This window comes from Metabacillus bambusae (assembly GCF_017497975.1).
Taxonomy (GTDB): Bacteria; Bacillota; Bacilli; order Bacillales; family Bacillaceae; genus Metabacillus; species Metabacillus bambusae.
This window is the reverse complement of sequence record NZ_JAGDEL010000014.1, coordinates 53,161-64,777: the sequence shown is the minus strand read 5'-3', so window position 1 is coordinate 64,777 and position 11,617 is coordinate 53,161. Positions and strand designations below refer to the sequence as shown.

10 protein-coding genes and 1 pseudogene are annotated in these 11,617 nt (G+C 35.3%); 10 read left to right on the top strand and 1 reads right to left on the bottom strand.

The genetic code is table 11. The annotated features are described in order from the left end of the window. Window positions 1-11: 11 nt before the first annotated feature. From I7822_RS17495 to I7822_RS17465, 8 genes and pseudogenes are all read left to right on the top strand, one after another. The gene (locus tag I7822_RS17495) at window positions 12-173 is read left to right on the top strand and encodes an aspartyl-phosphate phosphatase Spo0E family protein (protein ID WP_207980401.1); all 162 of its coding nucleotides are present in this window, start codon (window positions 12-14) and stop codon (window positions 171-173) included. Window positions 174-332: 159 nt separating this feature from the next. Then, a complete protein-coding gene (locus I7822_RS17490) occupies window positions 333-1,535 on the top strand; it encodes a glycoside hydrolase family 88 protein (RefSeq protein ID WP_207980400.1) in 1,203 nt (400 codons plus the stop codon). A gap of 94 nt (window positions 1,536-1,629) precedes the next feature. Next, a pseudogene (locus I7822_RS30695) lies at window positions 1,630-1,807 on the top strand (alpha-N-arabinofuranosidase); the annotation flags it as partial. 22 nt (window positions 1,808-1,829) lie between these two features. Beyond that, complete coding sequence (locus I7822_RS17485; RefSeq protein ID WP_504739652.1) at window positions 1,830-1,985, top strand: hypothetical protein; 156 nt, start codon at window positions 1,830-1,832, stop codon at window positions 1,983-1,985. Continuing rightward, a complete protein-coding gene (locus tag I7822_RS17480; RefSeq protein ID WP_207980398.1) occupies window positions 1,930-2,754 on the top strand; it encodes a glycoside hydrolase family 43 protein in 825 nt (274 codons plus the stop codon). Before I7822_RS17485 ends, I7822_RS17480 begins: the two co-directional genes overlap by 56 nt. Window positions 2,755-2,772: 18 nt before the next feature. Next, entirely contained in the window at window positions 2,773-3,693 is a 921-nt protein-coding gene (locus I7822_RS17475) for a family 43 glycosylhydrolase (protein WP_207980397.1), read from the top strand. Continuing rightward, the gene (locus I7822_RS17470; protein WP_207980396.1) at window positions 3,693-6,053 is read left to right on the top strand and encodes an alpha-L-arabinofuranosidase family protein; all 2,361 of its coding nucleotides are present in this window, start codon (window positions 3,693-3,695) and stop codon (window positions 6,051-6,053) included. The genes I7822_RS17475 and I7822_RS17470 overlap by 1 nt, the downstream gene beginning before the upstream one ends. 132 nt (window positions 6,054-6,185) lie before the next feature. Continuing rightward, entirely contained in the window at window positions 6,186-6,491 is a 306-nt protein-coding gene (locus tag I7822_RS17465; RefSeq protein ID WP_207980395.1) for a hypothetical protein, read from the top strand. A 250-nt stretch (window positions 6,492-6,741) separates the two neighbouring features. Here the strand turns inward: I7822_RS17465 and I7822_RS17460 are convergent, their stop codons facing one another. Next, window positions 6,742-8,451 (bottom strand): GMC family oxidoreductase, encoded by a 1,710-nt coding sequence (locus tag I7822_RS17460; RefSeq protein WP_207980451.1) that lies wholly within the window; start codon window positions 8,449-8,451, stop codon window positions 6,742-6,744. A gap of 845 nt (window positions 8,452-9,296) precedes the next feature. Between I7822_RS17460 and I7822_RS17455 the strand changes: the two genes are divergently transcribed. Both I7822_RS17455 and I7822_RS17450 read left to right on the top strand, forming a co-directional pair. Then, window positions 9,297-10,229 (top strand): AraC family transcriptional regulator, encoded by a 933-nt coding sequence (locus I7822_RS17455; RefSeq protein WP_207980394.1) that lies wholly within the window; start codon window positions 9,297-9,299, stop codon window positions 10,227-10,229. Window positions 10,230-10,632: 403 nt separating this feature from the next. Beyond that, window positions 10,633-11,610 (top strand): sugar phosphate isomerase/epimerase family protein, encoded by a 978-nt coding sequence (locus I7822_RS17450; protein WP_207980450.1) that lies wholly within the window; start codon window positions 10,633-10,635, stop codon window positions 11,608-11,610. Window positions 11,611-11,617 lie beyond the last annotated feature (7 nt).

Sequence of the window (11,617 nt, the reverse complement as noted above, 5' to 3'; positions counted from 1 at the left end):
GTAAGCTAAAGATGCTTTTAATAAACTTTAAAATCGAAATGAAACGTACAGAAATGGAAAATTGTGCAAGGAAATATGGAATTTCATCAAAGGAGACACTAAAAGTAAGTCAGGAACTCGACAAGTTATTAAATATCCAAAATAAATCTAATGTTGAGCTTACTTATGTGTGAATAAGTAGTTTATATCTGAAATTTAAGTTTGAAAGGGATTGATTTAGTAGAAGAGGGAATCTTTAGTTAAATTAGAAAGTTTTATCAATATAGAATAAATTAGACAGTCGATATTATATATAAATTGCTATAAGCAACAAAGGAGTTTTCTATAAGACCATGTCTAACATAATAAAAAAAGAACGTATTATTAATCACGAAAGATTTTTTAATAATGAGGATATAGCGAATAAAGACTGGGTTGAGAACGCAATAGAACACGTTCTTAAAAAAATTGATCAAAATTTGAGTCGTCTTGGTGAAGACTTTCCTTCTGCCTCTACAAAGGATTTAAAATATGAAAAAGTTAGAGGAGATGATATAGATTGGACAGAAGGTTTTTGGACTGGAATGCTATGGTTAGCCTATGGAATAACAAACGATCATAAATATAAAAGGATTGCAGATATTCAAGTAAAGCGCTTTAAAGAACGGATTGAAAAACAAATTAAAACAAATACACATGATTTAGGCTTTTTATATTCATTATCATGTGTAAGTGCATATAAACTAACAGGAAATCAAGAAGCGAAAGGAGCAGCACTATTAGCAGCAGATTTACTAATAAAGAGATATCATGAAAAAGCGGGTATCCTCCAAGCATGGGGTGATTTAAGTAATCCTGAAGAAAGCGGAAGAATGATTATTGACTGTAACTTAAATCTTCCATTACTTTATTGGGCGACGGAAGAAACAGGGGACAAACTTTATGCAACATTAGCGAGAAATCATGTTCAAAATGCAAAGAAATATTTAGTGCGTCATGATGCTTCAACTTTTCATACCTATTTTATGGATGTTGTAACTGGTAAGCCTATTGTAGGTAAAACCCATCAAGGATACAGTGATGATTCATGCTGGTCACGAGGGCAAGCATGGGGAATATATGGGTTTGCCTTAAATTACTTATATACGAAGGATACTAGTTTACTAGAGTTGAGTAAAATACTGACAAATTACTTCTTGAATCGATTACCCGAGGATCATGTATGTTTTTGGGACCTAATCTTTACTGAGGGAGATGAGCAAGAACGTGATAGTTCAGCAGCATCAACTTCTGTATGTGGTTTGTTGGAAATGATCAAACACTTACCAATATTAGATGAAGAAAGAGTTTTATATGAACATGCTGCACTAGCAATTTTAAAATCATTATCAGAAAATTATACAACTACTGAATCAGATCAGGAACACGGTCTTCTTCTTCATGGAGTATATAATAAACCACGAGGAATGGGAATCGATGAAAGCAACCTATGGGGAGATTATTATTACTTCGAAGCACTAGTTCGCTTAAGTAGATCATGGAATTTATATTGGTAATTAGAGTATGAAAACGAGATAATACTGCAAATAAAGCGAAGAGAAAGGAATTCTACCTTATGGCCACAAAAGAACAGTTCAATAATCCAATCATCGAGCAGATCCTTGGGTTTACAAGCATACAGATGGGATATTATTACTTCACAGCATCCGTGCCCGAATATAACCGCATTGTGTTACGGAGAGAGAAAACAATACAGAGACTCGCCACGGCAGAGGAAAAAGTAATTTGGACCAAACATGCTTCAGGAGAGATGAGTGCACATATCTGGAAAGATTGGAAGGTTAAAAGACATGATGAATCAAGAAGAGTATGCAGGATATCTATTCGTATATTTCACGGGTGAAGATTATCAAGATGGTGAACAGGTTTACTTTGCTTTAAGTAAAGGAAATGAGCCTTTACTTAAAGCAAAAGTTAAATGGTGGAAAGCCTGTCCTTATATCTAATTTAGGTGAACAGGGTGTAAGGGATCCATTTGTTATTCGGTCACCAGAAGGAGATAAATATTACCTTGTTGCAACCGATCTTAAAATACATGGAAATGGAAATTGGCATAGATCAGTAACAGAAGGTAGTCGATCAATTATGATATGGGAGTCCACAGACTTGATCAGTTGGTCTAAACAAAGAATGGTAGAATTAGCTCCCCCAGAAGCGGGCTGTACTTGGGCCCCTGAAATTCACTATGATAAAACCTTAGAAGAATATATTATTTTTTGGGCTTCTATGATGTCTGATAAGGATCGGGGGAAAGAAAAAGGGTATCATCGAATGTTTTATGTGAAGACAAAGGATTTCTACCGTTTTACAAAGCCAGAAGTCTTCATCGATTACGGGTATTCTATAATAGACACCACTGTAATTGAACATCAAGGTCAAATTTATAGATTCAGTAAAGGGAAGCATGTGGTACAGGAACAAGGAGATTCGTTCTTTGACAAGAGCTTTACTCTTTTAAACGGAAACATAGAAGAAACATTTATGGAACGTGGTGAAGGACCGATTGTGTTTAAGTCAAATGTGGAGGAGAAATGGTATTTATTTATTGATGAATATGGGCTTAGAGGATATTTACCGTTAGAAACAACAGACTTGGTTTCAGGTAAATGGATAATGCCTAAAGACTTTTCAATGCCATTTAAGCCACGACATGGTTCTATCATTCCTGTTACGCAAGAGGAATACAACCGGTTGCAAAAAGTGTATTTAAAATAAGTCAAAAAAGGAGTGAGCATGATGATTAAAAATCAACAAGGACCTGTTATTAAAGGAGAATGGGCAGATCCATTTGTTTTGAAGGATGGAGAAGATTATTATCTGTATCCAACAAAGGACAGTGATGGCTGGCTCTATGAAAAATTTCACGTGTTCCACAGTAAAGATCTTATCAACTGGGATGGCCCATATTTAGCACTAGACCTGAATGATGTAGAATGGGCAAACTCAAGAGCATGGGCACCAGGGGTAAATAAATATAACGGGAAATATTATATGTATTTCTCAGCAGAGGCACAAATTGGGGTTGCTGTTTCTGATTCACCGTTAGGACCGTTTAGGGATCTGCTTGGTCGACCGTTAATTACAAAGTATGAGTATCAATGTCAAAGCATTGATGCCGACTTGTTTATTGATGATGACAATCAGCCCTATCTATTATGGGGCCAAGGGAAGTGCTGGATTGTCCCATTGGAGGACGACATGGTAACATTCAAAACCGAGCCAGTAAGACTTTCAGATCAATTTTATAAGAACCGTAGGAAAGATCCAAATGTATTTGACATCGGTGTTTATAATGAAGGCCCTCACATGCAAAAAATTGATGGAACCTATCTACTAACTTGGAGTAATTATGATACACGTGACCCTAGGTATCAAATTTGCTATGCAACAAGTAAAAATATTTACGGACCGTATGAAAATCCAGAAGACAATCGGGTTACTAGACCATCAGAACATTTCTTTGGTACTGGACACGCATCAATGACCAAATACAAGGGGAATTGGTATTTAGTTTATCATCGACTGATTGCTCCGGAGACATCTTTACTACGTGAAACTTGCATAAGTCAAATTAACTTTATCGATGAAAAGCCTGTGGTAGATGTAGACATACAAATCGGTAGAGAAAAAAATAGAAGAGGGGGTGGAAAATAATGTCTGATAAAAAAGTAATAAAGGTACTTGCAAAAGAAAGAGGAGAGAAATTAGGAGATTTATTTGGCATTTTTTTTGAAGACTTAAATCATGCAGCGGATGGAGGGCTTTATGCTGAGTTAGTCCAAAATCGTTCCTTCGAATTTGATCCTATTGACCGTAAGGATTATCATGCATTAACAGCATGGGAGAAGGTGGAACGTGGTGACGCGAAAGCAGAGATTTTTGTTGAAGATACTTATCCGCTTAATGAAAAAAATACAAATTACCTCACCCTTACGGTCATTGAACCTGGAGACGGAGCTGGTATTATGAATCTGGGATTCAATACCGGTATACCAGTGAGACAAGGGGAAAGGTATCTTTTTTCTTGCTATGCTAGATGTGATACAAATTCTACTAAACCAGTATCTATTACATTAGAAAGTACTGATGGTAGAGTTTATTCAACAAATGAAGTGGTAATAAACTCTTCAGAGTGGATAAAATATGAAACAATTTTAACGGCAAACGAAACTGATTACAGCAGTCGTCTTGTTTTGACAACCACGGAACAAAGTAAAATATATTTTGACATGATCTCCCTTTTCCCTGAACGCACTTTTAAAAACCGACCAAACGGAATGCGAGAGGATATCGCAAAGCTACTAGCTGATTTAAAACCAAAATTTATGCGCTTCCCAGGTGGATGCCTTGTGCATGATGGCAGTCTCAATCCAGATGATAGGGACTCAATGTATCGCTGGAAAAACACGATTGGTGATGTTGAAAAACGACCAGCACGTAGAAGCAACTGGGGATATAATCAAACATTAGGGCTAGGTTACTTTGAATATTTCCTGTTTTGTGAGGATATAGGAGCAAAGCCTATTCCTGTATTGCCTGCAGGCTACGATCCTCATCATCAACGAATTGTTCCAATTGAAGAATTGCAGCCTTGGATTGATGATGCCCTTGATTTAATCGAATTTGCCAATGGAGATACATCTACAGTCTGGGGGACGAAGCGGGCAGAGCTCGGACATCCAGAACCATTTGGCTTAGTGTATTTAGGAATCGGAAACGAAGAAGTAGGAGAGCCATTTTTTGAACGCTATGAATACTTTCATAAGGCCATAAAGGAGAAGCATCCCGAAATTAAATTAATAAATTCAAGTGGCCCATTTGCTGAAGGTAGCGAATATGACAGAGGGTGGAAATCTGCTAGAGAAAACAAATCCGATTTTGTTGATGAACATTATTACCAATCCCCTGAGTGGTTTTTAGCAAATTATCATCGCTATGATGTATTCAAGAAGGATGACCCAAAGGTATTTTTGGGAGAGTATGCTTCCTGGGGGAATACTTACTATAATGCCTTGGTTGAAGCAGCTTTTATGACAGGTCTTGAAAAAAACGCCCATGCAGTAGGATTAGCATGTTATGCACCTATGCTATGTAATATCGATTATGTGAATTGGAAGCCGGACCTTATTTGGTTTAATAATAATAGTGTCTATGGAACTCCCAACTATTATGTTCAAAAGCTTTTTATGCACCACCAAGGTGACTACACATTGATGGTAGAGACAAATGGATTACAAACTATTGAAGCAGCTTCTTCCAAGCCGATAGCTGGTAAAGTAATGTTTGCTGGCGATTATAGTACTGCAAATTATTATGATATTAAACTAAGAAATATGGATACTGGAGAAGAAAAGAGCTATGATCATTTCGTGTTGGAACATGGTAGTGAATTTGAACTTGATAACATTCAATGGGAAAATTATCAGCTATCTTTAAAGGCTAAAAAAATAGATGGAGTTCGAGGATTTAAACTCTTTTTTGGTCAGAGCGATGATAAGAATCGTTTGTTATGGGAAATTGGTGGATGGCAAAATCAAGATGCTGTTCTATGTTCAGAAGTAAACGGAAGAAACTCATGTTTAACTCAGAGTTTATTTGCTGTCGAAACAGACAGAGAATATCATCTTGAATTAGAAGTGACTGGAAGACATATTCGTACATTAATTGACGGTGAGTTAATCAATGAAACAGATGATAAGCTTCCAGTGATTGAACCACTTTACTATTCTGCAAGTGTTGAATCATTAACAGGTGATATCATTGTCAAAGTCGTCAATGTTCAAGATACACCTGTCAAAGTACAAATTGAATTGGAACAAATAGGTGAAGAAGATCTTTCTGGAACTATTTATGAAATGTCGGGCTATGAATTAGAAGAGGAAAATAGCTTTGAAACACCTGGAAAAATAGTACCGAAGCAGCATGATATTACGGTTAAAGCTAATACGATTGATTATGAGTTTCCGAAGCAATCTATAACTATAATTAGATTTAATAAAAAAAGCTCTATTTAAATACCTCTTACTGAATCTTTGTAATATATATTTTTGTGAACACAGCTACAAAAAAACAATTGAAATATATATAGAAACAGTGACAAATCAAATCGCTTGGGTTCATGAAGTATAGTTGGTGATGCGGTAGAAATGGTCCAACAAGAAAATAAAGTAATCATTCAATTTAATAGTGGAACATGGCAATTTACTTATGTACCTACTACCTCATATGTAAAAGAATTTACTAGACATACAAAGCTTAAGGAATTGCTAGATATTCCACCGATAAGGGAGATCGTTCTAAATGAAATCCCGGATATTAGAGCGATCCCTCCATATTTACTAAATCAATATGAACAGATAACTCTTGAAGAGATTATGTATGCAGTAGACTCAAAGTTGGCAACTGATCTGTTAGATAAAGTAGAAGAACTTTTCAAGGCTGTTACAAATTAAACACCCTATAGGCAAGGTTTGTTTTACAATGGAAAAACTTTATAACTACTTGATTGGTATATATCGTGACTTTATCAAGCGTATTAATAGTAACAGGTGTGTTTTTAGAATAATCGAATAAAAACAGAAAAGAGCCAAACCCTTGAAAATACTTTGTTTGGCACTTTGGATCACTTCTTAAAATTTGATTGTGTTAACTAGATTTATATAGAATATACAAGCTAGCATCTTTTGTTTTTTATTCTCATTTTTATTCCTCAAATTCCTCATCACCCTCCTGAATGAATCGTACCGTATTTAAACCGATTATCTGAGCAGGTATGGAAGTGTTACCATCTGGTATAATAGGTGAGATAGAAAGATCTGCGACTTTAAGATTTTTTGTACCATAGACATTAAGGAATCCATCAACAACTCCTTCTTCAATGCTCCTTCCCATTCGACATTGCCCTGAAAAATGAGCGAAGTTCGTATAAGTGGCCTTGACATATTCAGAAAGAATGGCACGCTTTTCTTCCTCATCGTTTAATTTGAATATATGTTCAGGAGGATATACAACCTTGTAAATCCCTTCTGGATCTAATTTACGAGCCCTCTTCATAATTTTGTATGTCTGAATATAGTAATCTACCATAAAGTTTAAATCATCAGTGTCTCCCAGGGCATTAAAGTTAATAGATGGATAAGCTTCTGGATCACTATGTGCGACCATAATCGTACCTCTGCTTGTTGGCTTAAGGTCACCAATTGCAACACTCATGACATTGCTTGGCTTTTTCGGGTCATACTCCCAATTATTGGCGAATACAACTGGATTAGGTACGTAATTTGCGTGTGGATTTGAATATAATTGAAGGCGGCGGCCTGTTCCATCTTCTCCTTTAAAAGCACCTAACGGAAATGGCTGATCTGGATCTGCGGAAATGACAGCCTCAAGTCGTGATGTTTCTACTTCTATTCCCATTCCAACATAATAGTGATTTTGAAAATTGTAGCCAACATTTGGACTCTCTACCAATGTCGATATACCAGCTTTATTCAAATCAGATGATCTTCCAATGCCGGAACGTTGTAAAATGACAGAGGAAAAATTACCTGCACAGACAATGACTCCTTTTCTTGCAAACGCTGTTTGTGATATCCCGTCCTTGACATAATCTACACCTCTAGCAATGTAAGTTCCTTGTCTGCGTGTAAATAAAATTTTATTAACTGTTGTCTTTGCGAAAATGTCTAACTTTCTCCGGCCAACTCCATGCTCATCTGGACGGAACTCATTCCCTTGTGTCACAACGTCTTCATTTAAATATCCGGTTGCAGTTGATGATCGGACGAACTCTCCATCTACTTCTTTATTCATAAATTGTGATTTGTAAAATGTACAATCACTTATACCTGTATTATAATCTTCAACAATTGGGATATTTAATACATCTGATATTGCCTTAGCAAACGTTTCATTAATTCCACCTTTGGGAATCATTTGTTGTCTAATAAAAATTGGCCCATCTGTTCCCCGTTCGTTTGGTTCTTGAGTCTTTCCAGTATATGTTTCATTTTTTTTAAATAACGTGCGAAGATTGTTATAACTCCATTGAGGCCCGACGAGTCTTGCCCATTCATCAAAAAGGTTGCCACTACAACGGACTGCATACATTGCATTATGTTCTGAGCTTCCTCCAATTGCTCTTCCGCCTGACATTCTAAGCTGGCGTCTAATAACTTGCTCTGATTTCGTAAGAACATTAAATGAATACCTATTATCAGAAGCTAAAGCACTTGATACTGAACGAGAAGGACTGCTTAGTTCTTCCATCATATTCGTTCCAGCTTCTAGAACAAGAACTGAAGTAAATTTGTTATCCGTTAATTCTTTGGCGATTACCCCTCCAGCAGTTCCAGCACCAATTACAATATAATCAAAATATCCTCCTTGTTTTGTGACCGTTTTTCTCGACATCTTATCATTCCTTTCAATAAGACATTTTAGAATAACAAGCTCCATCATTTCCTCATTATCATCTAAATAAAAAATATATCCTTTCAAAAAAACTCCTCAACATCTTTAAATATATGTGTAAGTATTTAAATTAATGTAATTATTTAACATTAGAGTATGGATTCGCATCACAGAGCTATTATTTGTTTTTTTACAGCAATCCCTATACTTTTTATTAAGCTTCAGACAAACTACGTGAAAATACTATAGAAGAAATAAAGTAAAGAAGATTAGGCTTAGATAGTTAACTCTTCAAAAACCTACTTGTGACATTTTGAGCCTGAGTAGGTTATTGTTAAAGAGACAAGACTTATTGATCTCCTTGACCAAAAAGAAGCACTAAAGGTTTTAGATAAATATGCTCCTGGGATAACAAAACAACCGGGAATCTTTGCAATGAAATCACAAACATTGATAGCGTTAGCTGACTTTCCAGAGTCAAACCTTACAGTAGACTTGGTTAGAGCTCTTATTGAGGAGTTAAATAACATACAATAGGAGTTAATAAAATAAAATGCTTATGTTAGTTGAAATTTAATGTAATAAATTGAGCTTACCTAATTTTGACTTTGACATGGTAGAAATCATAGGTTAATATTTTCAGATAAGAAGCTTCAATTCCTTAGTATAAAAGGGGATTGGAGCTTTTTTTGTAAGATATTCACACACTGTATAAAGGAATTTTGAAAGAAAATCAAGAATATGTCCATAGCAATATTTAGTTAATCGATATAACATAGCTATTTATAAGGATAGAATTTATTTATACTATTATAACTAGCTTTTATAGGGGGGGTGTAAACTTCTTGGATATCAATAAATTATTATCAGGTAAAACGTCATTAAACAAATATGTTCATGATTTATCTCATAATGGAATATCTTTTCATGTTCATTATTGGGGAGTTATGCCCAATCATTATAATACTTTACTTCATAAACATTCTTTTTTTGAGGTGTGTTTTGTTGTGGATGGTAAAGGTGAATATATAGATAATAACTCTACCTATAAGTTACAAAAAAATACCTTATTCCTTTCAAGACCTAATGTTTTGCATCAAATTAAGAGTGAGAATGGATTATTCCTTCTCTATATTGGATTAGAATTTATAGAGTCAGAATCTAATGACAAATGTATAAAGATTATGGAGCAAATTGAGGAATGTACCGAGATCATAATTGATGTTGAGGAAGGGGCATCCTTTTCATTACTTTGGGAATCTTTGCTTTCTCAGGCTTCCAAAAACGACCATCCCTTCTTTGAAGAAATACTTATGAATATAGCTTACTCCTTGATTCTTTCATTACTCGAAAGATTCAGTCCAATGCATGCTGATAGCTCAAATCAAAACGTATCAAACGAAGAGACTTCACCGATTCTAACTCAAGCAAAGCTTTATATTCAAGATAATTTATCTGATACATTAAAACTCAGTGATATAGCTAAACATTTACATATTTCTAGTCGGCACTTATCAAGACTTTTTGTGAAAGAGCTAGGAGTTAATTATTCTGAGTATGTGAAAAAAGAGAGGATACAAAAATCAGCTATGTTACTTAAAACCACAAATTTAAGTATCAAAGAAATAAGCGAACAAACAGGTTTTAAAAATGTTCACTACTTTACTCGTGTGTTCGCAGCTACAGTGAGAAATCCTCCTGGCAATTTTCGAACACTGTATACGAATCAAGAAAAAATGACATATTCAGAGAAAGAGAAACCTTCACTTCCAGAGTGAGGTTTTTTTATTTCGCTGGATATGTCCTAAAAGTATAAAAAAGTAGTCTATTTTGTGTAAATACATCTTGCTAAATGCTGTATATAATCATACTAGAAGTGATTGAGATTACTATCTTTCCACTAATGAATGATAGCGATTACAATATTGATTTTATAGGTTTGGATCTTGTATGACTAATAAAAGAAAATATTAAATTAGGTGTCTTTTTAGAGAAGAATCGTTATCACGTAAGACTAAGTAATAAAGCGATTTAGTATTTCGTGTCCTAAAAACATAAAGGAATATTGTTGTATAGGTATTTTATACTTGATTCCTAATTGTCTCACAATGGCACCCGTGGTTAGGTATTAATTTTGTTTCACTTAATAATATAAAAGTTCTTTTAGGAGGAATGGATATGATGAAAACAGGGTTAGTAACTGATATTCTAGGTTACATGTCATTTGAAGAAATGCTTGATACATGTGTTGAAAATGGTGTGGAATCCCTAGAGTTAGGTTGTGGAAATTGGTCAAAAGCACCACATGTAAATTTAGATCTTTTACTTGATAGTTCTGTTCAAAGGGAAAAGTTTCTAGATGCTATTAAAAGTAGAGGACTCGAAATCGCTGCTTTGAACTGTTCAGGTAATCAACTAGAGCCAACTGAAGAGGGGGAGGCACATAAAGAAGTTGTAGAAAAAACGTTTCGACTTGCAGGACTTTTAGGAGTGGAAACAATTGTTATGATGTCAGGTTGTCCTAGTGGAGGTCCAAATGATGTGACACCAAATTGGTTGACACATCCAATATTACCTGCACATTTTAAAACTCTGGATTGGCAATGGAATGAAGTTGCTTTCCCATATTGGGAAAAGGCTGTAAAAGTTGCTAAAGAGTATGGGGTGAAAAAGATCGCTATTGAAAACCTAGGGTGTAACCTAGTCCATAATCCAGAAACTCTATTTAAATTAAGAAATGAGGTAGGTGATATAGTTGGAATGAATTTTGATCCAAGTCACTTATTTTGGATGGGTGGTGACCCTATCTTAGCAGCAAGGGAATTAGGTGATGCTATCTATCATGTACATGCAAAGGATGTCCGAATAGAAAGAGGTATTCATGATATTAATGGTCTTATTGATGTGAAACCAATGGAAAGTTTCCAAACTCGTTCGTGGAATTATGTAGCATTAGGCTACGGACATGATGTTAGCTATTGGAAGGAGTTCTTCACAGTAATTAAGATGACAGGTTATCAAGGGCCAGTTGTTCTTGAGATGGAGGACTTAACGATGGATCCTCTTACCGGAGTTAAAAAGTCTATGGATGTGTTAAAAGAAGCTTTACCAAGGGATTTTCAGAAGGGAAGAAGCAAATCACTTATAAACGTCAGGTGAAAATCAA

Excerpts from the sequence above, each read along its gene's own strand:
- I7822_RS17465 (WP_207980395.1), top strand. The coding sequence starts at position 6,186 with ATGGTCCAACAAGAAAATAAAGTAATCATTCAATTTAATAGTGGAACA.
- I7822_RS17475 (WP_207980397.1), top strand. The coding sequence starts at position 2,773 with ATGATGATTAAAAATCAACAAGGACCTGTTATTAAAGGAGAATGGGCA.
- I7822_RS17490 (WP_207980400.1), top strand. The coding sequence starts at position 333 with ATGTCTAACATAATAAAAAAAGAACGTATTATTAATCACGAAAGATTT.
- I7822_RS17470 (WP_207980396.1), top strand. The coding sequence starts at position 3,693 with ATGTCTGATAAAAAAGTAATAAAGGTACTTGCAAAAGAAAGAGGAGAG.
- I7822_RS17485 (WP_504739652.1), top strand. The coding sequence starts at position 1,830 with ATGATGAATCAAGAAGAGTATGCAGGATATCTATTCGTATATTTCACG.
- I7822_RS17495 (WP_207980401.1), top strand. The coding sequence starts at position 12 with ATGCTTTTAATAAACTTTAAAATCGAAATGAAACGTACAGAAATGGAA.
- I7822_RS17450 (WP_207980450.1), top strand. The coding sequence starts at position 10,633 with ATGAAAACAGGGTTAGTAACTGATATTCTAGGTTACATGTCATTTGAA.
- I7822_RS17480 (WP_207980398.1), top strand. The coding sequence starts at position 1,930 with ATGAGCCTTTACTTAAAGCAAAAGTTAAATGGTGGAAAGCCTGTCCTT.
- I7822_RS17460 (WP_207980451.1), bottom strand. The coding sequence starts at position 8,451 with ATGTCGAGAAAAACGGTCACAAAACAAGGAGGATATTTTGATTATATT.